The sequence below is a fragment of the Dactylosporangium aurantiacum genome (assembly GCF_000716715.1).
In the GTDB taxonomy this organism is placed as follows: Bacteria; Actinomycetota; Actinomycetes; order Mycobacteriales; family Micromonosporaceae; genus Dactylosporangium; species Dactylosporangium aurantiacum.
Genome location: NZ_JNYJ01000002.1, coordinates 14,492 through 39,020 on the forward strand (window position 1 = coordinate 14,492; position 24,529 = coordinate 39,020).

Genomic DNA, 24,529 nt, shown 5'->3' on the forward strand with positions numbered 1-24,529 from the left:
GCGCAGGTGCTGGTGCGCGCAGAGTATGGCACCCGGGCGGCCGGCCGGGAAGCCACCGGCCGGCCGCCCCGCGACGGCGCGTCGGACGGTCAGTCGAGAGTGAACGTGGCGTCGGCGCGGCCGGCGGCGTCGCTGACCGCCTGCACGTACAGCAGGCCGCCGCTGGTGCGCACGTACCGGCCGGGGTAGTTCTGCGACTCGAACGACACCGCGGTGCCGCTGGCCAGGCCGGCCCGGCGGAAGAAGCTGGCGTCGGCCTTGAACCCGGCCGAGCCGTCGTTGCGCTCGACCCACACCTCGAAGTTGCGGTGCCGCAGGTAGTACCCGGGGAAGTTGGTCGACTCCAGCGACACGGTGCCGCCGCCGCCGAGCCCGGTGACGATGCGGAACTGCGCGTCGGCGAGCGGGCTGACGTTGGCCTCGACGCGGCCGCGGTAGTTGTAGTGCCGCACGAAGCCGCCCGGGACGCTGTACGACTGCAGCCGCACCGGCGTGATCCCGTCCGGCACCGGAATGCCGAAGTTGGGGGTGCCGTCGGCGTTCCAGTACAGCTTCTGCACGCGGGTGCGCCGGTTCGGGTCGTTGAGCGGGTCGCCGCTGATGTCGCGGTAGCTGCGGTCGTGGTAGACGAGGATGTCGCTCTGCCCGTCCTCGGACACGGTGAACGAGTTGTGGCCCGGGCCGTACTGGCCGGTCGCGGCGTTGCTGACGAACACCGGGTTGGGGCTCTTCACCCACGACGCGGCGCTGAGCAGGTTCGCCGACGCCGAAGCGGTGAGCAGGCCGAGGCAGTAGTTCGCGTCGGTGGCGCTCGCGGAGTACGTGAGGAAGATCCGCCCGTTGCGCTGGATGACCGTGGGTCCCTCGTTGACGGCGTAGCCGCGCCTCTCCCAGTCCAGGGTCGGTGTCGCGATCCGCACCGGGGTGCCGGTGATGGTCCACGGGTTCGCCATGCCGGCGATGTACACGTTGGAGTTGGTGGCGATGCCGGGCTCCGACTGGGCCCAGACGAGGTACCGCACGCCACCGGCGACGAACGTGGAGGCGTCCAGCGCGAACGTGTCCCAGGCGGTGGTGATGCGGCCCTTCTCGGTCCAGGTCGCGGTCAGCGGGTTCGCGCCGGTGCCCTCCAGGACGTACATGCGGATCGCCCACACGTTGTCGGTGGCGCCGGCGGCGAAGTACACGTACCACTTGCCGTCGATGTAGTGGATCTCCGGCGCCCAGATGTGCGCGCCCATGACCCCGCTGGCGTGCTTGCGCCAGATGACGGTCTCCGCCGCCGTGGCCAGGCCCTGCAGCGTCGTGGCGCGGCGCAGCACGATGCGGTCGTACTCGGGGACGGTCGCGGTGAAGTAGTAGTAACCGTCGGTGTGCCGCACGATCTGGCTGTCGGCGCGCTGGTTGACCAGGGGGTTCGTGTACTGCACGGCGGGCGACGCGGCGGCCGCGGCCGGCGTCAGCACGAGTGCGACGGCGGCGGCGGCCAGGGCGGCCAGGGTGGTGAGCGCGGCGGTCAGGCGTCTGCGCATGAGGGCTCCTCGTGGCGGCGGGGGTACGTCATGTTTGCGCTCACATTCCCGCTTGTCAACGTCTGCCGACGGCCTTCATGTGAGCGCGAACACGACCGCGCGCTACGGGACCAGGTCGCGGGTGCCCCTCGGCGTCGACGCGTTGCACCGCCGGATCCGCGCCGCGGTCAGCCGCGAGCCGGTGACGAGGCCGTAGCGGCGCACCGCCTCGAGGCCGTAGTTGCTGCACGTCGGGATCTGCCGGCACCGGGTCGGCAGGTGTGGCGACAGCCAGCGCTGGTACCCGCGGATCGCCGCCATCCCGGCCCGGCCGGGGCCGCTGGCCCGGCTGCGGGGCGGCCTGCCGGGCGCGCTGAGCGCCATCGTGCCGAGCAGCATCGTGCCCAGCATGAAGTTGCAGTCGCATCCGCCGATGTCACAGCCGTCGCAGCCGTCGCAGCCCGGCACGTCGCACCCGCCGACGTCGCACCCGTCCCACCACCGCGACCGCTGTTGCTGCTGGTCCTGAGTCTCCTCCACGGCCGGCATTCTCGCGGCGCGCCGTGGACGTGATCAAGGTTCCTGTCGACTGTCTGTCGGTTTCGCCGCCGAACGCCGGCTGGTGACGGGGCGGTTCACGGGCGGTCCCCGCCGGTCCGGGTCACCGTCCCGGGCCATCCGGGACGCCGGACCCTGGCGACCCGGGTCACCGGCCTGGTGTGCTGCCGCAGTCCCTACGACGAGGTGGAAATGGAGCCCCACGTGCCGCACGGTCGGGAGGCCCCGCGGGCGCTGCTGCTGGTGAGCGCGGCGGCGTTGGTGGTGTGCCTGGTGGTGGCCGCCTGCGGCGCCCGCTGCGATGCGGCGCCGCCGGGCGGTCCCGGCCGGGCGGCACGCTGTGGGGTCGGCCCGCCGGCGGGGCCCGCCCGCACGACGCCCCGCGGGGACACCAAGGCGGCGGCGCGGTGCCCGGACGGTCCGCCGCGCCGGGCCCACGCCCGACGCTCGCACTGATCCGCGCGGCGCTTCCGAGGCGCCGGTGGGCGCCGCCGCGGTGGACGCGGGACGGTCGCGGTGGCCGGGCGGGACGCGGGTGGCCGGTCAGGACAGCTGGGCGGCGGGGCGCTGGGCGGGGGCGCCCAGGGCGGCCGACACCGCCGCGGCCGTCGTCATCACCTGGCCGGCCAGGACCTCGTCGGCGAGCTCCAGGTCGAACGTGAGCGCGGCGATCGAGACGCCGCCCATGACGGCGCCGGTGTGGTCGAAGACGGGGGCGGCGACGCAGCGGATGCCGGGGTCGTTCTCGCCGTCGTCGACGGCGTAGCCGCGGCGGGCCACCTCGGCGAGCTGGTCGTGCAGGACCCGCGGGTCGGTGATGGACCGGGCGGTGACCGCGACCAGGCCGGCCCGGGCGATGATCCGGTCCGTCTCCTGCGCCGGCAGGTTGGCCATGACGGCCTTGCCGATGCCGGTGGTGTGCAGCGGCACGCTGTTGCCGACGCGGGACTTCATGTCGTAGGGCTGGCGGCCCTCCAGCTTCTCGACGTAGACCACCTCGTCGCCGCTGCGGATGGCGAAGTGGACGGTGAAGCCGGTCCGGTCGCGCAGGTCGCGCAGCGCGGCGCGGGCGTGCTGCGCCGGGTCGAACCGGGTCATGACCTTGCCGGCGAGGGCGAGGATCCGGGGGCCAGGCAGGTAGCCGCCGCCGCCGTCGGCGCGGGCGAACTCCCACGCGAGCAGCGACTGCAGGATGCGGTGCACCGTGGACTTGGGCAGGCCGGTCGCCGCCGCGATGTCGGTGACGCGGCTGTGCTGGGCGAGCGACTCGAGCACCATGAGCGCCTTGTCGATGGAACCGTTCGCCGCTCCGACCGCCACGCCTGACACCCTACCGCCAGGCCCGCCGCGGCAGCCTCAACGGGCGAGCCAGCCACCGTCGACGGCGAGCACGTGCCCGGCCACGTACCCGGCCGCGGGCGAGGCGAGGAACACCGCGGCCCCGGCGACGTCCTCGGGCCGCCCCCACCGGCCCGCGGGGATGCGGCGGCGGATCGCCAGCTCGCGCTCCGCGTCCTCGCGCAGGGGTCGGGTGTTGGCGGTCGCGATGTACCCGGGGGCGATCGCGTTGACCAGCACGCCCCGCTCGGTCCACTCGTTGGCGAGGGCCTTGGTGAGCCCCGCGACGGCGTGCTTGCTGGCGGTGTACGCGGCGACGTTGAACCCGCCCTGGAAGGACAGCAGCGAGGCGATCATGACGACCCGGCCGTGGCCGCGGCGCAGCATGCCCGAGCCGAGGGTGCGGGTCAGCACGAACACCGCGTCGAGGTTGGTGTCCAGCACCTTCCGCCACTCGGTGAGGGACTGCTCGGCGCTCGGCCCGCGGCGGATCAGCCCGGCGTTGTTGACCAGGATGTCGATCGGCCCGATGCCGGCCGCGGCGTCGGCGACCCGCGCCGGGTCGGACAGGTCGAGGATCCAGCGGGCCGCGGTGCGCCCGGCCGCGGTCACCTCCCGCGCGACGTCGTCGAGGTCGGCGGCGCGGCGGGCGTGCAGCACCACGTCGGCGCCGGCCGCGGCGAGCGCGACCGCGACGGCCCGGCCGATGCCCCTGCCCGCCCCGGTGACCAGCGCCGTCTGCCCGGTCAGGTCGAACTGCGCAGGCATGGTCACCGCATGTCCTCGAGGGCGACCACCTCGACGTCGTCGTACGCCTGGTTCTCCCCGCCCATCGCCCACACGAACGCGTAGCTGCGGGTGCCGAAGCCGCAGTGCACCGACCACGGCGGGGAGATGACCGCCTGGTCGCCGGCGACGACGAGGTGACGGGTCTCGTCGGGGCGGCCCATGAGGTGCACGACCCGGTGGCCGGGCTCCAGGTCGAAGTAGAAGTAGACCTCGGTCCGCCGGTCGTGGGTGTGGCACGGCATCGTGTTCCACATGCTGCCCGGGGCGAGCACGGTGACGCCCAGCACCAGCTCGCAGCTGCGGATGCCGGCCGCGTGGACGTGCTTGACGATGGTGCGCTCGTTGGCGCCCTCGGCGCCGCCCAGGTGCACCGGCTCCGCGTCGGCGAGCCGGCTCAGCCGCGTCGGGTGCGCGGTGTGCGCGGCGGTGGAGACGAGGTAGAACGCCGCGGCCGGGCCGGCGAAGGTGACCTCGCGGGCGCCGGCTCCGACGTACAGGCACTCCTTCGGCGCGACCTCGTAGGCGGTGCCGTCCACGACGACCCGGCCGGGCGCCGCGCCCACGTTGACCACGCCGAGCTCGCGGCGCTGCAGGAAGAACTCCGAGCGCAGCCCGGGCGGGTCCGGCAGCGGCACCGTCGCGTCGCCGGGCCGCACCCCGCCGATGACCAGGCGGTCGTGGTGCGAGTACACCAGCCGCACCGACGCCTCGGCCAGCAGGTCCTCGGCGAGGAAGCGCCCGCGCAGGGCCGCGGTGTCCATGCCGCGCACCTCGTCCGGGGCCGTCGCGTGGCGGATCTCCATTCGACGTCCTCCATACTTCGGGTGTCGTGCATTCCGTATGACAGGATAATGTTCCGCCTATCGGAACAACATACCGCCCGCGCGAGGAATCCGGAGCAAGCAGGCCGGCGACAAAGGCACGAAGATCAACGACGACGCCGCCACCGCGGCCTTCGTCCAGGCGGTCGAGCCCCTGCTGGACGAGCGCCGCGCCACGGTCGGCGACCTGAGCCGGGCGCACCTCCGGCGTGGCGCAGCTGCTGGCCTACGTGCCGGCGGTCCGACTCCAGCACGCCCCGTTGCCCCTCAACCGGTACTGTCCTGTAGAACATCCTCCCGTATGACGGAACGCGGTCAGTCCCGGCCGCGTCCGGGGTGACCGCCGCGTGAGCACCGGCTGGCTACAGTCATCACATGGGGACCGACATGGGGACGGACAGCGGCACCGACACCGGCATCGATGCCGGCACGGACACCGGCACGGGGACGGACACCGGCACGGGGACGGGCACCGGCGCGCAGGACGGCGGCTGGGAGCCGCGCTCGCGGGTCGGCGCGGTGGTGGCGGCGCTGCTCGTGGGGGACCAGGACGCGGCCGAGCAGGTGGCCGAGGAGCCGCGCGACGACAAGGACCCGCTGGTCCTGGCGGCCGCGATCCGGCTCGCCGTGCGCAGCCTGTTCGACGAGGACACCCCGGTCGAGGCGATCGCCGAGGCGGTCGCGGTGATGGCCCGCGACGTCGAGGTCGACCAGGACGCGGCCGTCGCGCTCATCCAGGCGCAGCTCGGGCCGGAAGACCCGGAGACCGACCCGCTGGCGGCGTTCCCGCCGCAGGTCGTGATCGACACCACGTGGTCGGTGTTCGGCTACCTGTGCGAGCAGCGGCTCGGCCGCGAGGACTCCCTCGAGCTCATCGCGCAGGCCGAGCGCGAGACGCTGTAACCGACGGCCGGGCAACAGTCACCGAACGGCGGTTTCCACCGCCGGGGGTCTGTGCGAGCATCCACGCCAGCGAATGCCGAGCACGCTGGGAGTGGACCGAATTGGTGGAGCGGATCATCGTCCCGTTCGAGGGGCCCGGCGCCGGTGCCGGGCCCCTGGCATGGGGACAGCAGCAGGTGTGGGCCGCGATGGTCGAGATCGACTCGTCGATGAGCATGGGCGGCGCGATGCCCGCCACCGACGGGCGCACCGTGCAGGACTACGCCGCCGAGCTGCGGTTCTTCATGTGCCGGTACGCGGCGATGCGGACCCTGCTGCGCTTCGGCGGCGACGGCACGGTGACCCAGGAGGTGTTCGGCTCCGGCGAGACCGCGCTGGTGGTCCTCGACGCCGCCGACGACGAGGACCCGGCCGCGCGCGCCGAGGCCCTCGCCACCGAGTGGCGGCAGCGCAAGTTCGACTACGCCACGGAGTGGCCGCTGCGCATGGGCGTGGTCCGCCACCGCGGCGCCGTCACCCACGTCGTGGCGCTGATGTGCCACATCGCCGCCGACCTCGGCGGGGTCGCGGTGATGATGCGCGAGCTGGCCGAGCGGGACCCGGTCACCGGCGCGCCCGCCGGGCCGTACGAGGCGCCGCAGCCGCTCGACCTGGTCCGCCTGCAGCAGGAGCCGGTGATGACCCGGCAGACCGCCGCGGCGATGCGCTACTGGGAGTCGCACCTGCGCACCATCCCGGCGTCGCTGTTCGACCCTCCCACCGGCCGGGCGACCCCGGCGGGCACGCCGGTGTACTGCCGGCTGCGGTGGCAGTCCCGCGCGATGCACGTGGCCTCCGGCGTGGTGTCCGACCGGCTCGGCGCGGACCCCGCGTGGGTGCTGCTCGCCGCGTTCGCGGCCGGGCTGGAGCGGCTGCGGCCGGGGCGCGGCCCGTTCGTCGCCATCAACATCATCAGCAACCGGTTCCGCCCGGCGCTGCGCGACGTGGTCAGCCCCATCACCCAGGACGGGCTGTGCGTGCTGGACGTCGCCGGGGTGAGCGCCGAGGAGGCGATCTCCCGGGCCCGCACCGCGTCGATGAGCGCGTCGAAGCACGCCTACTACGACCCGGCGGCCCGCGCGGCGCTCACCGAACGGATCAGCCGGGAGCGCGGCGAGCACCTCGACCTCACCCTGATCTACAACGACCGCCGCACCGGGCGCCCCGCCGGCGCCGCGGCCCCCGTGCCGGAGCACACGGCGGTGCTGTCCGAGGAGCCGCTGCCGTCCCTCGGGCCGAAGCTCATGGTCGTCGTCGAGGACGTGCCGGACGTGGTGCGCCTCAGCGTGGACGTCGACACCCGGCACCTGCCGCTGCCGGACCTGCGGGCGCTGCTGCACGAGATGGAGGCGTTCGTGGTGACCGCGGCCGCGGGGCAGCCGGTGGCGTAATCAGGGCCCGGCGGGGCAGTGACGGCCCGGAGCAACGTCCCGCCGAAGGAGGCCGCCATGCCCTACATCACCGTCGGTGCCGAGAACTCCGGCCCCATCGACCTGTACTACGAGGACCACGGCGCGGGCCAGCCGGTCGTGCTGATCCACGGTTTCCCGTTCAACGGCGCCACCTGGGAGAAGGTGTCCACGCCGCTGCTCGCCGCCGGGTACCGGGTGATCACCTACGACCGGCGCGGCTTCGGCAACTCCTCCCAGCCGTCGACCGGCTACGACTACGACACGCTCGCCGCCGACCTCGACACGCTGATGAACAAGCTCGACCTGCGCGACGTGATCCTGGCCGGGCACTCCATGGGCACCGGCGAGGTGACCCGCTACCTCGGCGCCTACGGCTCCCGGCGGGTGGCGCGCGCGGTGCTCCTGGCGCCGCTCGCGCCGTTCCTGCTCAAGACCGCCGACAATCCCGAGGGCGTGGACGGCGGCCTGTTCCGCGGGTTCCAGGCGGCGATCCTCGCCGACCGATTCGCCTACCTCACCCAGTTCTGCGAGGCGTTCTTCAACTGGGACGAGACCAGGGGTGACCTGGTCAGCGAGGAGGCGTTCCGGGCGCACTGGGAGATCGGCGCCCGCGGCTCGGCGAAGGGCACCCACGACTGCGTCAGCGCGTGGCTGACCGACTTCCGCGGCGACCTGCCGCGCATCGACGTGCCGGTGCTCATCGTGCAGGGCGACCAGGACAACGTGCTGCCGTACGAGAAGACCGGCCGGCGGCTGCAGCCGATGCTGCCCGACGCGCGGCTGGTCACCCTCGCCGGCGCGCCGCACGGCATCCCGTGGACCCACGCCACCGAGGTGACCCGGGCGATGCTGGAGTTCGCCGGCGCCACCGCGATGTCGCACGCCTGACCTCCCCGCCTCCGGGCGCCGGACCCGCTCGCGGGTCCGGCGCCCGCGCCGTCCCGGCGGACCGCCGCCGCGGTTCATGCCGGTGGCGTGAGGCCGGCCCGCCGGCCCCGCGACACGCTCGACCTCATGGCGGACACCGCGCGCGTCGTGGCCACCGAGCGGCCACCGGCCGGACCGGCGCGGCCGGCGCGGCTGACCCCGATGATGGGACCGGCAGTGGTCGCCGCCGTCGCGTACGTCGACCCCGGCGACGTCGCCACGAACCTGACCGCCGGCGCCACGTCCGGGTACCGGCTGGTCTGGGTGGTCGTCGCGGCCGGCCTCGTGGCGGTCCTCGTGCAGTACCAGGCGGCGAAGCTGGGCATGGCGACCGGGCGGAGCCTGCCGGAGCTGTGCCGGGAACGGTTCCCGCGCTGGGGCCGGCGGATCCTGTGGCTGCAGGCCGAGCTCGTCGTCCTCGCCACCGACCTCGCCGGGTTCGTCGGCGCCGCCATCGGCCTGCGGCTGCTGTCCGGCATGCCGGTCGCGGTGTCCGCGGCCGTCACCGCGACCGTGTCGCTGCTGCTGCTGGCCCTGCGCCGCAACGGCCGCGCCCGGCGCTTCGAGTGCGCGACCGCGGCGGCGCTGCTGCTCATCGGCGCCGGCACCGGCTACGACCTGTTCGCCGCCGGGCACCAGTCCGCGTCCGGTTTCGCCGCCGGGCTCGTGCCCCGCCTCGACGGCGCCGGCCAGGTGCTGCTGGCGATGGGGATCGTCGGCGCGACCGTCATGCCGCACGCCGTGTACCTGCACTCCGCCCTGACCGGCCCCGGCGCCCGCCCCGTCGGCCCGCTCGCCGCCGAGCCCCGCGACGTGCGGCGCGCGCTGCGGCTGGACTGCGGCATCGCGCTGAGCGCCGCCGCCGTGGTCAACGTGTCGATGATCGCGCTCGGCGCCGGGCTCGCCGCGCTGACCGGCGGCACCTGGACCGGCGACCTGTTCGACGCGCACACCGTCCTCGCCGAGCGGGCCGGCGGCGTGGCGGCCCTCGCGTTCGCGGTGGCGCTGCTGTCGTCGGGCTTCGCGTCGTCCGGCGTCGGCACCCTCGCCGGCGACGTCGTCATGGCCGGCTTCCTCGGCCGCGGCGTCCCCGTGTACCTGCGCCGCCTCGTCACCATGGCGCCGTCGGTCGTGCTGCTGACCGCCGGCACGTCGCTGACCACGCTGCTGGTCGCGAGCCAGGTGGTCATCTCCCTCGGCGTGCCCGTCGCGCTGTTCCTGCTCATCCACTGCTGCCGCGACCGGGCGCTCATGGGCCCGCTGGTCAACGCCCGCGTCACCACCACCGTGGCGGCCGGCGCGGCGTCGGCCGTCGCGGCCGCGGGCCTGGCGCTGCCGATGCTGCTGCTGGCCTGAGACCGGCGCCGCACCGCCGTGCGGCGCCGCCGCGCGTCACCCGCTGCAGGGGGCGTGCCGGGCCTTACCGAAGGGCCCGGCACGCCCCGGACTCAGCAGGCGCCCTGGTCCTCCCAGACGCCCCACTGCCCGGTGGTCGTCGGGTTCTCGCCCTGCGTCCACCACTTCGCGCGGTACCTGCGGCCGTTGTACTGCACGACCGTGTTCCCGGCGTACGCGGTGGCCGCGTTCCACACCGGCAGCCCGGTGCAGCCGGTGCCCGTGGACGCGCTCGGCGAGGTGGACCGGCTCGGCGAGGTCGAGACCGAGACCGAGACCGACGGCGACACCGACGGCGAGACCGACGCCGACGGTGACGTGCCGGAGCAGACGCCCTGGTCGACCCAGACCGCGTTGCCGCCGGGGGTGTCACCCTGCGTCCACCACTGCGCCTTCCACGTGTGGCCGTTGTGGGAGACCAGGTTGCCGCCGGTGTACACGGTGGACGCCGACCACGCCGGCGCGGTGCAGGTGCCGGTCGACGGGTTGCCCGACACGGTCGGCGAGACGGTCGGCACGGTGCCGCCGCGGGCGTAGTCGGCCGCGAGGGCGTAGGTCTGGCCGCCGAAGGTGAGGGTGAAGTTCGACGGGCCCGAGATCGGCAGCTGGTAGTTGAGGGTGACCTCGGCGTACGAGCCCGCCGCGATCGCCGGCACGGTCAGCCGCACCCGGTGGAAGTCGCCCTTGAGGCCGCCGACGTTGCTGCCGGTGTGCCCGGTCGACACGGTGGTCAGCGCCCAGCCGGACTGCTGGCTGAGGTTGCCCGGCGCGGTCGTCGGGTAGTCGAACTCCAACTGCGCCCCGGCCGGGATCGGCGCGCCGGTGTTGTTGACCAGGCGCAGCTCCGGGTTGATCGGGTAGTTGTTGTCGCCGAGGGCGAACCCGCCCATCTGCACCCCGACGTTGAGCGTCTGCGTCGGCAGCGTGATGTTCGCCTTCTTCGCCCCGTACGGCGCCGCCGTCTTGAACTTGTCGTAGAGCAGGTTCGTCAGGGTGTTGCCGATGTAGTACTCGTTGCGGGTGGCGTTCCACGCGTAGTCACCGGCGAGCTCCCAGATCATGACGCCGCCGATGCCCTTGTTCACCACGTAGTCGGCCTTCACGCCGAGCGACTGGTCGTCCTCGGTGGACAGGAACACACCCTTCTGCGCGTTCCACAGCCACGGCGCCACCAGGGCGCTGGAGTAGTTGCGGGTGTAGGTGCCGCTGACGCGGTCCTCCGGGTCGGTCGCCGGGGTCAGCCCGTACGCCTCCAGGTAGCTGCCGGCCCGCCCGTCCTGCAGGTTCTTCGCGTGCCACATCGGGTTGGCGCCCGCCGGCACCTCGGCGTTGAGCTCCTCGTCGTGCCACAGGTTGTCGATGCCGACCGCGCCGTTGCCGCACGGGGTCGTCGAGCCGATCGCCCCGCCGGTGCCGGCCGGGCACTTCGTCTGGTCCGGCAGCGCCGCGCGCCCCCACAGGCCGTTGGTGCCGCCGGTGACGCCGCGCCAGCCGCGGGTGTAGTACGGCACGCCGATGTTGATCCGGCCGGACTGCATCGCGCCGCGGAAGTAGTGGTACGCCCAGTCGGTGTTGAGGTAGCCGATGTTGGAGTAGGCGCCGTACACGCCGCCCTGCGACAGCTCCGCGTCGTCGCCGTTGTCGTACAGCGCCGCGTTCGGCCCGACGAAGTGGTTCCACGAGCCGTGCAGGTCGTACGACATGATGTTGACGTAGTCGAGGTACTGCAGCGCCTGGTAGGACTCCAGGCCGCGCAGCAGCCAGCCGGACGCGGGCGCGGCGACGGTCACCATGTAGTACTTGCCGTCGGCGGCCGCGGCGGCGTCGAGCTTCTCCCGCAGCGTCTTCATCAGCAGGTGGTAGGAGGCGTTGAGCCCGGCCCGCTTCGCGTCGGCCTGTGCGAAGTCGAGGGGGTTGCCGGCCTTGGCGTTGGAGGTCGGGTACTCGTAGTCGATGTCGACGCCGTCGAAGCCGTACGTGCGCAGGAACGCCACCACCGAGTCGGCGAAGGTGTTGATGCCGGCGACGTTGACGCTGTTGTCGGCGTTCGTGGTCATCCGGTAGAAGCCGCCGGAGTCCACGCGCTCGCCGTTGTCGCCGAAGTAGCCGCCGGTCTCGGCCCAACCACCGACGCTGATCAGCGTCTTCACCGCCGGGTGCTGCTTCTTGAACTTGTTGAGCAGGTTGAAGTGGCCGGTGTACGAGTACGCCGGGTCCATCTCCGCGCCGGCGGTGCCGGGCCAGGTCATGTTCGTCGCGGCGTTGTTCGCCGCCGTCGGGGTGCCGACGGAGATCTTGTTGGCGCCGTCGACGTGCGCGAACGCGTAGTTGATGTGGGTGACCTTGTCCCACGGGATCTGGCTGGCCAGGTACGCGGGCGCGCCGTTCTTGCCGGTCCGCCAGCTGGTGAAGTAGCCGATGATGCGGCGGCCGTGGTCGGCGCCGAGGTTCTCCCGGCCGTTGGTGTCGTACACGGTGCAGTACGGCACCGTCACGCCAGGCGTCGGGTAGAGCCCGTCCGGCCGGCAGGCCGCGTGGTCGACCTCCGCGCTGGCGGTGGTCACGAAGAAGGCCGCGGAGGCGGCCACCAGGGCGGCCGTCGCGGCGGACAGGAGGTGCAGGGCGCGTCGTCGCATGGAACCCCTCGCCAACCGTTAATAAAGTTAACAGTAAAGTGTCCTAGATGTATAGCGGCCATCGACGAGGGTGCGCAAGGGTAAGGCTTAACGGCGCCTTAGTACGGGACTTATTTCTGGGTGGCGGTGTGCAGGTTGCGCGTCGCGAGGATGGATGACCGCACTTCCTGGAGCAGCTCGGTGGTCGCCAGGGGGCGCCCCCACTCGGCCGTCGCCAGCTCGTCCATGCCGACGGTCTCGATGCCGCAGCGGTACGGCCGGCCCAGCAGCCGCACGGCGTCGCAGTGCTGGTGCCGCACGTAGGGGTCGTTGGTCACCAGCAGCACCCGGTCGGTCCCGGTCGGCGTGTGAATGTGCTCGGCCCAGCCGAGCAGGGTGCAGGCGGTGCTGGCCCGCAGCGGCGGCCGGGTCGAGGCGGCGGCCAGGACGTGGACGTCACCCTCCGGCCACTGCCGATGCCACCAGCCGTCGCCGCCGTGCGTCTTCGCGGGCTCGGGCAGGCCGAGGAACCGGCGCAGCGCGGCCGTCATCATGTCGGCCTCGGTCTCCAGCTCGCCGAGGCCGAGGCGGATCCCTTCCCGGTGCTCCCGGTCGTCGCGGTGCCGCAGGCTGCCCAGCCCGGCGACCGTGCCGGCCTCGACGCCGCGGCGCAGCAGCCGCGCGGTGTAGTCGACCCGGCCGAGGGTGACCCGGATGCCGCCGCCGAGGATGACGACGTGGTCGTAGCGCCGGTGCCGGGGCGCGGTGCCACCCAGGCCGAGTTCGTGGATCAGCGCGCGGAGCTCGTCGTCGAGCGGCCCGTAGCCGACGCGGGCGGTGTCGAACCGCTCCTTCGTCCCGGCCCGGAAGTCCCAGACCGCGCTGAACGCCGCGAGCCGGTCCAGGACCTCGCCGGTGGGCCCGCCGGCCACCTCGCCGGCGAAGTGCGCGACGAGACCGCGCATGGCGGGGGAGGTGGCCCAGTCGTGGATGGACGCGGCGACGTCGGCCGGGTCCGTCCCGCCCGGCTCGCACGGCGGCAGCGCGAACGGCACCCCGGCAGCCTACAAGACCGCCGTTTCCCGCAACGAAGCTGCACATGGTCCGCGGCGGGAGACCGGGCGCGGTTGTGCTCCATAGTGGACAGTCCGGGGCGTGACGCGATGATCGACTCCGAGATACGGTGTCGTTACGCTCACGGCCCGGAGGTGTCCTTTGACGACCGCAGCACTCGCCCGCGGTGCGAACACCACGATCGACGAGACGGCGGTCACGGCGCTCGTCGCCTGGCGCTCCGGCGCAACGGTCGACGCGTGCGCGCTGCTGGTCGGCGAGGGCGGCAAGGTGCGCGGCGACGCCGACTTCGTGTTCTACAACCAGCCGCAGGACGGCTCCGGCGCGGTCCGGCTGAGCACCGACGGCGTCGGCGCGGCGACCCTCGCCGTCGACCTGGCCCGGGTCCCGGCCGACGTCAGCAGCGTCGTCGTCGCCGGGTCGATGGACACCGGCACGTTCGACGGGGTGCCGGGCCTCGAGGTCACCGTCAAGGGCCGGCGCGGGCAGGTCGTCGCCAGGTTCCCCCTCCGCGACGTGGAGCCGGTCACCGCGGTGGTGTTCGGCGAGTTCTACCGGCGGCAGGGCCGGTGGAAGTTCCGGGCCATCGGGCAGGGCTGGGACTCGGGCCTGGAGGGCCTGGCCACGGCCTACGGCGTCACGGTCGAGGCCGACCCGGCCGAGGACGCCGCGGCGCCCGCCGCCACCCCCGCGGTGCGCGCCGACTGGTACGTGGCACCGGACAACCCGTCGCTGCTGCGCTGGTGGAACGGCACCGAGTGGAGCGTGCAGACGGTGCCGCTCATCCACGACACGCCGACGGTCTGCGGCCGGTGCGGCGGCCCGAAGTACCGCAGCTACGCCGGTGTGCCGTCCGCCTGCCGCCGGTGCGAGCCGGAGATCGCGAACGTGCTCAACGTGTGGCGGACCCGGGCCGCCAGGGTCCTCGCCGCCACCGGCACCGCCGAGCCCGCCTGGTCGCAGCTGTGGGCCGAGCTGCGCTACCACCGGGTGCGTGAGGAGGCCGGCCGGGAGGCGCTGCGCCCGGCCGCCCTGCACCACCTGCACCAGCTGCTGACGTTCGCGTTCGCCGACGGGGTGATCGAGCAGCACGAGATGGACGCCTTCGACGACGCGGTCCGCGCCCTCGGCGTCGTCGACCCCGCGATCAGCCAGCTGCGCCGCCGGCTGCGGCGCGGCCTGGAGCTGGGCCTGATCAGCGGCGGCGACGTGCCCCGGGCCACCTCCAGCACCCTGCACCTGGACGCGGACGAGATCCTGCACCTGGACGTGCCCGCGACGCGGGTGCGGCAGCTGGCCAGCGGCACCCGCCGCAACAGCGGCCGGCTCATCGTCACCAACACCAAGCTGCGCTTCGTCGGCGAGGGTGCCGGCGCCGACCTCGCCTGGTCGAAGGTGATCGAGGCCCGCCCCGAGTACGGCACCGTGGTCGTCGCCGCCACCACCTCCCGCGGCGGCGGCACCTACGAGGTCGGCGACCCCGAGTACGTGGCCGCCGTCCTCACCGGCGTGCTGAAGGTCGCGAAGCGGATCGCGACCGTGCCCGGCCAGCGCGACTCCCGCTCGGTGCCGCCGGCGATCCGGGCCGAGGTGTGGCGCCGCGACGGCGGGGCGTGCGTGGAGTGCCAGGCCACCGAGTACCTGGAGTTCGACCACGTCATCCCGTGGAGCCGCGGCGGCGCGACCAGCGTCGGCAACCTGCAGCTGCTGTGCCGCCGGTGCAACCTCGCCAAGGGCGCCCGGATCTAGCGCGCCACCTCGAGCCGCAGCCAGGCGGCCAGGCCGGCGATCTCGGCGTCGACCGCGGCGGCCGTCGCCGCGTCGAACGGCTCGTCCTCGTGGACGGCGCGCACCCGCAGCACCCCGGCCTTGCGGTCCGCGGCCGCGTCGAGCTTGCCCACCAGGCGGTCGCCGTGCAGGATCGGCAGCGCGTAGTAGCCCCAGCGGCGGTTCGCGGCCGGCTTGTACATCTCCAGGCCGTAGTCGAAGCCGAACAGCTCCACGGCCCGCTTCCGGTCGTGGATGAGCCGGTCGAACGGCGACAGCAGCGCCACCCGCCCGTCCAGTGGCTCGCCGAGCCGGCCGAGCTGCTCCGGGTCGACCCGCCAGGTGCCCTTGACCCCGTCGACGGTCGCCGGCTCCCCGACGTCGCCGACGCCCCACGGCTCGATCGGCACCTCGGTCGTCTTCGCCCGCGCGATGCCGAGCGCCCGCAGCCGCCGCTCGCTTCGGCACCGCGGTGCGTCCTGCGCGGGCACCGGCGTCTCGTCCGGGTACACCCGCTCCGCCAGGTCCCACAGCCGGTCCCGCCCCTGCCGCCCGGCGACCGCGACCTCCCCGCGGGCCGCCATCAGGTCCAGCAGCCGGATCACGTTCTGGTCGTTGGTCCAGCCGGTCGACGCCCACGGCACCACGCACGTGTCGGGGATGACCCGCGACGGCAGTGGCCCCTCCGCGGCGAGCCGGGCGAGGATGTCGCGCCGGCACGCGTCGTTGGCCCGGATCCAGTCCAGGTGCCGCTGGTACTTCCACGCCCCGGGCGCCTCCTCGCGGCGCAGCGACATCTCCGCCCGGTACAGCGCGATGTCCTCCGCCGGCCGCACCGTCGCCGCCAGCTCGACCAGGTCCCGCCGCCCCAGCGCACCGGCCAGGTCCGCGGGCTCGTACGCGCCCCCGAGCCGGCTCCACGCCACGAGATCGGCACTCGGCGCGACCGCCGCCGTCGGGTCGAGCTGCAGCAACGTCAGGTGCCGCACCAGCTCCAGCAGCCCCGCGGGCCGGCCCGCCTCCAGCAGCTGCGCCCGCACCGCGATCCGGCGCGCGTCGGCAGGGGACAACCGGTGCGTGGTCATCCTCAGAGGCTAGTACCGCCGCACCGCCCCCGCGGCCCGGCCGCCGGTCAGTTCCAGGGGGTGGCGGTGCAGGCGACCCGGCCGCAGTCCTCACACAACGACAGGGTGCGCCAGCCGTCGCCGTACTCGCGGACGCGCGCGGGCAGCGTGGCGACGTGGAACATCAGCCGGCCGCGGGACGGGCAGTGCGGCGACGTCCTCGACGCGCAGGCCGACCGGGTGGCGCTCGGCGGCGAGGTCCTCGTGGCGGGCGACAGGGCGCAGCCGGGCCGCGCGGCGCCGCGCGGTGAAGCGGTGCCGGGCGGGGCCGTGAGCGGGCACCTCGACGCCCAGGGTCTCGTACTCCTCGCGTGCGGTGCCGGCGCGGACGTCGGCGGCGACCGCGGCCAGGGCGGCGTCGGTGCCGATGGCGGCGAGGGCCCACGCGTCGCGGAAGTGCCATCGGTCCCGCAGCCGGCGGGCGAGCAGCTCGACGCAGCGGTCCGGGGCACCGGCGAGCAGTACGCAGAGGTCGTCGAAGCCGACGTCGAAGGGCTCCAGCAGCGCGGCGATGACGTGCTCCTGGTGCGGCCGCAGCCACTCGGGGTGCGTACCGGCGAGCAGCGAGAAATGGTCGGCCAGGACGCGGGTGTCCGCGCCGGGCCGCGCCAGCGCGGCGACCAGGACGGCGACGTCCTCGGGGGAGGCGACCGGCAGGGGCTGTCTGCCGGGCATGACGCGCACAGGCACGCCGGACCGTAGCATCCGGTCCGGCGTGCCCCACCGCGGGTCAGCGCTTCATGCCGTGCTCGATCGCCTCGATGATGCGGGGGCGCAGCTCGGCGGCGCTGATGATGGCGTCGACGGAGCCGACGGCCACGGCGCGCTGGATGTTGTGGACGCGGTCGAACTCGGCGGCGACCTCGCCGAGCTTCTCCGCACGCACGGCGGAGTGGACCTCGGCGAGCTGCGCGTTGAGGGCGGCCCGCTCGGCGCCGGTGGCCCCGGAGATGCGCGCCTGCAGGTCGGTGACCCGCGGGTCGGTCGCGGTGCGGTTGTTGACCTCGCCGGTGAACACGACCGCGGCGGCGGGGGCGCCGCCGAGCACGGAGGCGAACGAGCCCTCCAGTGCCAGGACGGTCATGTTCGGGTTGAGGGCCTTGGAGAACACCACGAACGCGCCGCCGTGGTAGCGGGAGATGACGCAGAAGACGATCGGGCCCTCGAAGTTGACGATGGCCCGGCCGATCTCGGCGCCGTACTCCAGCTGCAGCTTGCGCATCGACTCGGGGGAGCCGTCGAAGCCGGACAGGTTGGCGAGGACCACGAGCGGGCGGTTGCCGGAGGCGGCGTTGATGGCCCGGGCGGTCTTCTTGGACGAGCGCGGGAAGAGGGTGCCCGCGGTGTACGTGTCGGGCCCGTCGGTGGGCGGGAAACCGCGCCGCGGCACGGAGCGGGACTCGATGCCGATGAGGCACACGGGCCAGCCGCCGATGTGCACGTCCTGCACCGCGGACGTCTCGGCGTCGGCCATGCCGGCCCAGCGTTCCAGCACCGGGTGGTCCTGGTCGGACAGGGCCCGCATGACGGTGCGGATGTCGAAGGGCTTCTTGCGGTCGGGGTTGTGCGCGACCGAGAAGATCTGCCCGACGGTGGTGAAGTCGCTGCCGACGATCGCGTGCGGGAAGTCCGAGACGTCCCGGTCGACGGGGTCGCTGGTCACGGCGCGCCGCGGGCCGGTCTCGCCCGGCACCACGTACGTGTGGTCGTAGTGCGCCATGAGGATGTCCCGGGCGGCCGGCAGGTGCGGCGCCCAGTACTGCGCCTGGCCGTTGGGGCCCATGACCCGGTCGTAGCCGCCGATGCCGTAGTTGTCCTCGGCGGAGACGCCGCCGGAGAAGTCCAGCGACTGCTTGCCGGTCAGCACCATCGCCGAGTCCGGGGTCATGACCAGGATGCCCTTGGTGTGCATGAGCATCGTCGCCTCGGCGTTCCAGTACGGCTGCGCGCCGACGTTGATCCCCGCGACCACGATGTTGATCTCACCGCCGGCCTGGGTGAACGTGACGATCCGCTTGAGCGCGGCGGCGACCCAGTCCATGTTCTCGGTGCCGGAGCTCATCGAGATCCGGGCGCCGGCGGACAGCGCGAACCATTCGAGGGGCACCCGCATCCGCTCGGCCAGGTCGAGCGCGGCGATGACCCGCGAGCACTCCGGCTCCGACAGGGCACCGAGCGCCTTCGTGGGGTCGCCGAGCAGCACGACCCGGGTGACGCCCTCGGGGTGCCGTTCGGTGGGGGTGGTGACGACCCCGGCGACGATCGCCGCGCTGTTCCTGCCCTTCGCCCGCTGCACCGGTACGAGCACACCCTGCTCGTCGAGGTCGTGCTCGACGAAGCTGCCGTCGGCGCCGGCGAGCAGGTCGGTCAGCTCGTAGGGGTACACGTTGCCGCGGCGGGCGGCGCGCAGCACCTTCTGCCGGTAGTCGTCGAGGGGCTGCAGCGGCTCCGTCGACGGCTTGTCGACCGACACCCGCACGCTCTGGCCGTGGTCGAGGGTGATGCGCACCGCGACCTCGCTGAGGTCCCCGGCGGAGTTGCGCTGCCGGGCGATGAACTGGACCTCTTCCAGGCCGGCTCCGGCGGTGGTCGGCAGGATGCGCTGGACCAGGGCGTTGAGCTCGTCGCCGGTCAGCTCGGTCGACGGCCAGACGTACATCATGATCCGGTTGGTGTCGAAGCGCTTGTTCTGCGGCCGCTGCGCCTGGATGTTGCGGATCGCGTCGAGACCGGCGGTGATCGCGTCCTCGACGGCGGGCAGCGCGACGAGCCGGCCGTCGGCCTCCCGCAGCGGCGTCAGGTCGCGGACCTGGCCCATCGCGATGAGCCGCTCGTCGGCCGGGTTGCTGCGCGCGACGGCCTTGAACAGGTAGATCTCCTCGTCCGCGGACGGCAGCCGGGTGAGGTCGAACTCGCGCAGCCGGTGCAGCTGCAACCGCTGCGCGATCTGCGGGTGCAGGCCGCGGATGAGCCGGTCCTCCGTGAACGCGCCGCTGCCGGCGGCGTCGGGGCGGAACGTGAAGTGGTGGTGCATCACGGCGCCGCTGGTGCCGGCGACGGTGGTGGTGATCCGGCGCACCGCCCGGGGCAGCGGCTGCCCGGCGAGCAGCTCGCCGAGGCGGACCGCCATCGCGTCGGCGTCCGGCTGGTCCTCCCAGGTGACGTACAGGTCGGCGACGAGCCCGTCGTCGGCGACACCGGCGGCGAGCTCGGTGACCGCGCCGATCGCCTGCTTCAGGGCGGCGATGTCGACGGCGGTGGTGACGATGCGGACCACGCCGGAGCTGTCGGTGCGCTCGGCGGTGACGAACCGGCAGCCGGCCGCCTCCCGCACGGTGACCCCGGACAGCGCCCGGTTGCCGTAGTACCGGCGGGTCAGCACCTCCAGCAGCGGCGCGTGGTCGCGGCCGGGGCGGCCGATGCGCTGCCCGAGCAGCCGCACCAGCGGCTCGGCGCTGGCGACCATGGCCTGGATGCGCTCGGCGCGGTCCGGGGCGTCCGGGTTGCGGTCCAGGTGCTGCAGGTCCTCGCGGACCGCGGCGTACACCTTGGCCCGGTTGCGGCGCAGCAGCGGCTGGGCGAACCAGCGGAACACCACGCCCCGGGCCAGGTCCGACACGGCGGGGAAGCGCACCTGGGTGGCCTCGACGAGGTGCTCCAGGACGAGCCCGGCGCGCTCGCTGAGCGACTCGACCGGCGGCATCCCGGCCAGCCACTGCCGCAGCAGCTCCGACACGACCGCGACGTCGGCGGACATGCGCTGCTGGGCCAGGAAGATGCGGAAGACCGCGGCCTCCAGCTCCGGCGTGCGGTCCAGCTCGGTGACGCCGTAGTGCCGCAGCGCGGTGCGCAGCTTCGCCCGGAAGCTCTCGGGCAGGCCGGCCCGCTCCACGTCGAGGCTCTGCAGGTAGCTGTGGAAGAACTCGCGCGGGCTGTGCACGGGGCTGCCCGGCTCCTCGTCGAAGTCGCCGCCCGGCTTGTTGCGGCTGAGCTCCGACAGGTCCGCGAACACGGTCAGCAGGTCCAGCTCGCCCGGCAGCGGCCGGCCACCGCCGAGCTCGGCACGGGCGGCCACGTACCCCGACAGCAGCCGCCGGCCGTCCTGCGGGTCGACGTCGAAGCCGAGCAGCAGGCTGCACAGGTCCTGCAGGCCGCGCTCGACCCGCTCGGCCGCGGACACCCCGTCGGGCTCGGCGGGCAGCTCGATCTCGGCGACCTCGGTGCCGCCGGCGGCGTCCTCGGCGGCGTCGCCGTCGGCGAGCGGCTCCAGGCGCATCAGCGGCGCGCCGGTCTCGACCTGGCTGCCGACGGACACCGGGCACTCGCGGACCCGGGCGCGGAACGGCGCGCGCAGCACCGTCTCCATCTTCATGCTCTCCAGCACGAGGATCGGCGCGCCGGACTCGACCTCGTCGCCGACGGCGAGGGGGGTCGCCACGACCAGCGCCGGCGCCGGCGAGCGCACCACGCCGCCCTCGTCGCGGCTGATCCGGTGGGTGGTGCCGTCGACCTCGACCAGGTGGATCGGGCCGTGGGTGGCGGTGACGAGGCGGAACCGGTGGCCGTTGACCACGATCCGGCCGCTGTGCGCGTCGAACCGCTCGATCTCCACGTCCACCGGGTGCACGTCGCCGCCGCCGGAGACGCCGACGCGGAACCGCTTCTGCCCGACCCGCGCGACGCTCACCCGGTAGCCGACGCCGCGCAGCTTCAGGTCCAGCGGGCGGCCGGTCTCGTGCTGCACCTGCGGCCGGCCGCCGTGCGCGGTGGCCAGCAGCCGCTGCCGGCTGAGGTCCTCCTCGTCCTGGTAGGCCTCGATCGCGGCGGCGGCCAGGGCGACCGCGGAGTGCCGGTGGGTGACGAGCCGGCCCTCGGCGCGGACCCGGTCGATCCAGCCGGTGTCGGCGCTGGCGTCGATGACCTCGGGCTGGTCGAGCAGGTCGAGCACGAAGCTCTTGTTGGTGGTGCCGCCCTCGATGATGACGGTGGTCTCGGCCATCGCGCGGCGCAGCCGCCCGAGCGCCTCGTCGCGGTCCCGGCCGTACGCGATGATCTTCGCGATCATCGAGTCGAAGTCGGCGGGGATGGTGTCGCCCTCGCTGACGCCGGTGTCGACGCGGATGCCGGGGCCGGCGGGCAGGACCAGCCGGGCGATGCGGCCGGGGGAGGGGGCGAAGTCGCGGTCGGGGTCCTCGGCGTTGAGCCGCGCCTCGACGGCGTGCCCGGTCTCCTGCGGCGGCGGGCCCTCCAGGCGGCCGCCGGCGGCGACGTGCAGCTGCAGCCGGACCAGGTCCGTGCCGGTGGTGATCTCGGTGATCGGGTGCTCCACCTGCAGGCGGGTGTTGACCTCCAGGAACGCGAACAGCCGCTCACCGGGGTGGTACAGGAACTCGACGGTGCAGGCGCCGCGGTACCCGACGGCGATGGCGAGCCGCTCGGCGGACGCCTTCAGCTCGGCGGACTGCTCCGGGGCGAGGACCGGCGACGCGGACTCCTCGATGATCTTCTGGTTGCGCCGCTGCACCGAGCAGTCCCGCACACCCAGCGCCCACGCGGTGCCCTGCCCATCGGCGATGACCTGCACCTCGACGTGCCGGGCGCCGGTGACCAGGCGCTCCAGGAACACCACGCCGGAGCCGAACGCGCGCAGCGCCTCCTGGCTGGTGCGCTCGTAGGCGTCGGTGAGGTCCTCGGCCGAGGTGACCTTGCGGATGCCGCGCCCGCCGCCGCCGGCGGTCGCCTTGAGCATCAGCGGGTAGCCGATCTCGGCGCCGGCGCGCAGCGCCTCGTCGAGGGTGGACACCGCGCCGCGGCTCCACGGCGCGACCGGGACCCCGACCTCCTCGGCGACGAGCTTCGAGCCGATCTTGTCGCCGAGCCGGCGCATCGCCTCCGGGCTGGGCCCGATGAACGTCACCCCGAGCTTCTCGCACAGCTCCGCGAACGCCGGGTCCTCCGCGACGAACCCCCAGCCGACCCAGGCGGCGTCGGCCCGGGTCTCCACCAGGGCCCGCTCCAGCGCGGCGTGGTCGAGGTACGGCCGGGCCGAGGCGGGGCCGAGCGGGTAGGCGATGTCCGCCTCCCGCACGAACGTCGCGGTCCGGTCGGCGTCGGTGTAGAGAGCGACCGTCTCGATCCGCTCCCCGGTTTCGGCCGACAGGTCCCGGACGGCGTGGATGAGCCGCATCGCGGCCTCTCCGCGGTTGACGATGGCGACACGACTGAACACCGGTTGAGCCTCCCATGAACCCCACATGCAGCAGGCGACGTCCGGGTTCCGGAGCGCCGCCTGCACCTTGCTACACCCTGCGTGATTACCGCCGAGTACGCCAATGTGCCGGATCACGCATACCGGTGCCGTCGTGTTGTAAGGATCCCACAAAAGAGATTCGGGCCAACCCTGAGGTTCCTAGTGACCGGGGTCACGTTGAAGTTCACCCGCAGGTCGCCGCGGGGGCGCCGGCGTCAGCGGGCCTCCCACATCGACGCGGCCGTCGGCGGCTCGAACTCCTCGAAGACCAGCAGGGTGCGGGTGCTCACCACGCCCGGCATGCCCTGGATGACGTCGAGGACGAGGCGGCGCAGGTCGGCGTTGTCCTTGGCGCGCACCAGCAGGATCACGTCGAACTCGCCGCCGACGAGGGCGATGTGCACGACGCCCGGCAGGGCGCGCAGCTGCTCGCCGACCACCCGCCACTCCGCCTGACGCAGGTTGACCGTCAGGTACGCCGAGGTGCCCATGCCGGCGGCGGCGTGGTCGACGTCGGCGCGGAAGCCGCGGATGACGTTCGTGTCGCGCAGCCGCTGGACGCGGGCGTAGGCGTTGGCGCGCGAGATGTGCAGGTGCTCGGCGAGGGTGCGCATCGACATGCGTCCGTCGCGGCTGAGCTCGGCGAGGATACGCCGGTCGATGTCGTCGAGCGGGCTGGCCACCTGTCTCACCACCGTTGCTGAACGAGCCCTAGGTTTGGACGTTTGGCCCGGTCCGGGCCGGTCCCGGGCTCCATCTTCTCGTTTCCGGCCGGGCAGTGGAACGCGAATGGCATGAGGCCCAGTATTGCCGCATGTCACGTGACCCGAGTCACCTGCTGCCCTCCGCGGAGCCCGTCAGCCTCATCGACGCGCGCGGCCGGGCCGTCGGGGGTGCGCCGTACCCCGCCCCGGACGACGCCGCCCTGCTGCGGGCGCTCGGTGCGCTGCTCACCGCGCGCCGGCTCAACGACCAGGCGTACGCCCTCGTGCGACAGGGGCGCCTCGCCGTGTACCCGTCCTCGCACGGGCAGGAAGCGTGCCAGGTCGCCGCGGCCCAGGTCCTCGACGACGGCGACTGGCTGTTCCCCACCTACCGTGACACCGTCGCCGCCGTCGGCCGCGGCGTCGACCCGGTCGAGGCGCTGAGCCTGCTCAAGGGCGACTGGCACTGCGGGTACGACCCGTACGAGCACCACGTCGCCCCGCACGCCACCCCCCTCGCGACCCAGCTGCCGCACGCGGTCGGGGTCGCGCACGCGGCCACGCTGCGCGGCGAGCCGACCGTCGTCATGGCCATGTGCGGCGACGGCGGCACCAGCGAGGGCGACTTCCACGAGGCGCTCAACTTCGCCGCCGTCTTCCACGCCCCCGTCGTGTTCTTCGTGCAGAACAACGAGTACGCGATCAGCGTGCCGCTGTCCCGGCAGAGCGCCGCGCCGTCCCTGGCGCACAAGGGCATCGGCTACGGCGTGCCCGGCGAGCGGGTCGACGGCAACGACATGGCCGCCCTGCTCGCGGTGCTCGGCGCCGCCGTGGCCCGGGCCCGCGCCGGCGGCGGCCCGCAGCTGGTGGAGGCGCACACGTACCGGATGCAGGCGCACACCAACGCCGACGACGCCACCCGGTACCGCGACGACGCCGAGGTCGCGGCGTGGGTCGAGCGCGACCCGATCACCCGGCTCACCACCCACCTGCGCGAGCGCGGCGTGCTCGGCGACGAGCAGCTGGCCGCCTTCACCGCCGAGGCCGAGCGGGTCGCGGCGCACCTGCGCGACGGGCTCAACCGGGACGTCGAACCCGACCCCGCGGACCTGTTCGCCCACGTGTACGCCACCCCCACCCCGCAGCTGCGGGAGCAGGCGGCACTCGTCGCCGACGAGCTCAGCCGGGAGCTCGGCGCCCCCGACCACGCAGCCGACCGGCGCAGCCCGGAAGGAGCAGCCCGATGACCGCCGTCGCCGAACCCATGACCACCGCGCCGCAGGCGCCCCCGGCGGCCCCGGC

At 73.8% G+C, this 24,529-nt stretch carries 17 protein-coding genes; 6 read left to right on the plus strand and 11 right to left on the minus strand.

Translation table 11 applies throughout. The features are described 5' to 3' along the window. Window positions 1–89: 89 nt before the first annotated feature. The 5 genes from OP18_RS02475 to kduI all read right to left on the minus strand — a co-directional run bounded on the left by OP18_RS02475 (window position 90) and on the right by kduI (window position 4,999). Window positions 90–1,532, minus strand: a complete 1,443-nt coding sequence (locus tag OP18_RS02475; RefSeq protein WP_033357061.1) for a family 43 glycosylhydrolase — start codon at window positions 1,530–1,532, stop codon at window positions 90–92. Window positions 1,533–1,634: 102 nt separating this feature from the next. Next, window positions 1,635–2,051 carry a membrane protein insertion efficiency factor YidD gene (gene yidD, locus OP18_RS56740; RefSeq protein ID WP_245635230.1) on the minus strand — a complete coding sequence of 139 codons (417 nt, stop codon included), beginning with the start codon at window positions 2,049–2,051 and terminating at the stop codon, window positions 1,635–1,637. Between the two features lie 561 nt (window positions 2,052–2,612). Beyond that, entirely contained in the window at window positions 2,613–3,389 is a 777-nt protein-coding gene (locus tag OP18_RS02485; RefSeq protein WP_052386111.1) for an IclR family transcriptional regulator, read from the minus strand. A 36-nt stretch (window positions 3,390–3,425) separates the two neighbouring features. Beyond that, entirely contained in the window at window positions 3,426–4,175 is a 750-nt protein-coding gene (locus OP18_RS02490; protein WP_033357208.1) for an SDR family oxidoreductase, read from the minus strand. A 2-nt stretch (window positions 4,176–4,177) separates the two neighbouring features. Next, on the minus strand, window positions 4,178–4,999 hold the full coding sequence (gene kduI, locus OP18_RS02495) for a 5-dehydro-4-deoxy-D-glucuronate isomerase (RefSeq protein WP_033357063.1): 822 nt from the start codon (window positions 4,997–4,999) through the stop codon (window positions 4,178–4,180). Between the two features lie 393 nt (window positions 5,000–5,392). On the opposite strand from kduI, the gene OP18_RS02500 reads away from it, so the two are divergent. The 4 genes from OP18_RS02500 (at window position 5,393) to OP18_RS02515 (ending at window position 9,654) form a co-directional block, all read left to right on the plus strand. Continuing rightward, a complete protein-coding gene (locus tag OP18_RS02500; RefSeq protein ID WP_081970227.1) occupies window positions 5,393–5,920 on the plus strand; it encodes a hypothetical protein in 528 nt (175 codons plus the stop codon). Window positions 5,921–6,024: 104 nt separating this feature from the next. Next, complete coding sequence (locus OP18_RS02505; RefSeq protein WP_033357065.1) at window positions 6,025–7,350, plus strand: condensation domain-containing protein; 1,326 nt, start codon at window positions 6,025–6,027, stop codon at window positions 7,348–7,350. A gap of 57 nt (window positions 7,351–7,407) precedes the next feature. After that, entirely contained in the window at window positions 7,408–8,259 is an 852-nt protein-coding gene (locus OP18_RS02510) for an alpha/beta fold hydrolase (protein WP_033357209.1), read from the plus strand. Window positions 8,260–8,385: 126 nt separating this feature from the next. Continuing rightward, window positions 8,386–9,654 carry an Nramp family divalent metal transporter gene (locus OP18_RS02515; protein WP_081970278.1) on the plus strand — a complete coding sequence of 423 codons (1,269 nt, stop codon included), beginning with the start codon at window positions 8,386–8,388 and terminating at the stop codon, window positions 9,652–9,654. Window positions 9,655–9,746: 92 nt separating this feature from the next. Here the strand turns inward: OP18_RS02515 and OP18_RS02520 are convergent, their stop codons facing one another. Beyond that, on the minus strand, window positions 9,747–12,329 hold the full coding sequence (locus OP18_RS02520; RefSeq protein ID WP_033357066.1) for a chitinase C-terminal domain-containing protein: 2,583 nt from the start codon (window positions 12,327–12,329) through the stop codon (window positions 9,747–9,749). Window positions 12,330–12,439: 110 nt separating this feature from the next. After that, window positions 12,440–13,363 (minus strand): hypothetical protein, encoded by a 924-nt coding sequence (locus OP18_RS02525; RefSeq protein ID WP_052386112.1) that lies wholly within the window; start codon window positions 13,361–13,363, stop codon window positions 12,440–12,442. Between the two features lie 160 nt (window positions 13,364–13,523). Here OP18_RS02525 and OP18_RS02530 point away from each other — a divergent pair, with 160 nt between their 5' ends. Further along, window positions 13,524–15,131 (plus strand): TerD family protein, encoded by a 1,608-nt coding sequence (locus OP18_RS02530; RefSeq protein WP_033357067.1) that lies wholly within the window; start codon window positions 13,524–13,526, stop codon window positions 15,129–15,131. On the opposite strand, the gene OP18_RS02535 is transcribed toward OP18_RS02530, so the two are convergent. The 4 genes from OP18_RS02535 to OP18_RS02550 form a co-directional block, all read right to left on the minus strand. Beyond that, window positions 15,128–16,234: a DNA glycosylase AlkZ-like family protein gene (locus tag OP18_RS02535; protein WP_033357068.1), complete on the minus strand. Its 1,107-nt coding sequence runs from the start codon at window positions 16,232–16,234 to the stop codon at window positions 15,128–15,130. The two genes, OP18_RS02530 and OP18_RS02535, sit on opposite strands and share 4 nt — an antisense overlap. 90 nt (window positions 16,235–16,324) lie before the next feature. Then, a complete protein-coding gene (locus tag OP18_RS56745) occupies window positions 16,325–16,948 on the minus strand; it encodes a hypothetical protein (protein WP_156089250.1) in 624 nt (207 codons plus the stop codon). Window positions 16,949–17,003: 55 nt separating this feature from the next. After that, window positions 17,004–22,502 carry an ATP-binding protein gene (locus tag OP18_RS02545; protein WP_033357070.1) on the minus strand — a complete coding sequence of 1,833 codons (5,499 nt, stop codon included), beginning with the start codon at window positions 22,500–22,502 and terminating at the stop codon, window positions 17,004–17,006. A 236-nt stretch (window positions 22,503–22,738) separates the two neighbouring features. Then, complete coding sequence (locus tag OP18_RS02550) at window positions 22,739–23,206, minus strand: Lrp/AsnC family transcriptional regulator (protein ID WP_052386113.1); 468 nt, start codon at window positions 23,204–23,206, stop codon at window positions 22,739–22,741. 131 nt (window positions 23,207–23,337) lie between these two features. Between OP18_RS02550 and pdhA the strand changes: the two genes are divergently transcribed. Continuing rightward, a complete protein-coding gene (pdhA, locus tag OP18_RS02555) occupies window positions 23,338–24,474 on the plus strand; it encodes a pyruvate dehydrogenase (acetyl-transferring) E1 component subunit alpha (RefSeq protein ID WP_052386114.1) in 1,137 nt (378 codons plus the stop codon). Window positions 24,475–24,529 lie beyond the last annotated feature (55 nt).

Coding starts and splice junctions, on each gene's coding strand:
- kduI (WP_033357063.1), bottom strand. CDS start 4,999: ATGGAGATCCGCCACGCGACGGCCCCGGACGAGGTGCGCGGCATGGAC.
- OP18_RS02520 (WP_033357066.1), bottom strand. CDS start 12,329: ATGCGACGACGCGCCCTGCACCTCCTGTCCGCCGCGACGGCCGCCCTG.
- pdhA (WP_052386114.1), top strand. CDS start 23,338: ATGTCACGTGACCCGAGTCACCTGCTGCCCTCCGCGGAGCCCGTCAGC.
- OP18_RS02535 (WP_033357068.1), bottom strand. CDS start 16,234: ATGACCACGCACCGGTTGTCCCCTGCCGACGCGCGCCGGATCGCGGTG.
- OP18_RS02515 (WP_081970278.1), top strand. CDS start 8,386: ATGGCGGACACCGCGCGCGTCGTGGCCACCGAGCGGCCACCGGCCGGA.
- OP18_RS02500 (WP_081970227.1), top strand. CDS start 5,393: ATGGGGACCGACATGGGGACGGACAGCGGCACCGACACCGGCATCGAT.
- OP18_RS02475 (WP_033357061.1), bottom strand. CDS start 1,532: ATGCGCAGACGCCTGACCGCCGCGCTCACCACCCTGGCCGCCCTGGCC.
- OP18_RS02490 (WP_033357208.1), bottom strand. CDS start 4,175: ATGCCTGCGCAGTTCGACCTGACCGGGCAGACGGCGCTGGTCACCGGG.
- OP18_RS56745 (WP_156089250.1), bottom strand. CDS start 16,948: ATGCCCGGCAGACAGCCCCTGCCGGTCGCCTCCCCCGAGGACGTCGCC.
- OP18_RS02510 (WP_033357209.1), top strand. CDS start 7,408: ATGCCCTACATCACCGTCGGTGCCGAGAACTCCGGCCCCATCGACCTG.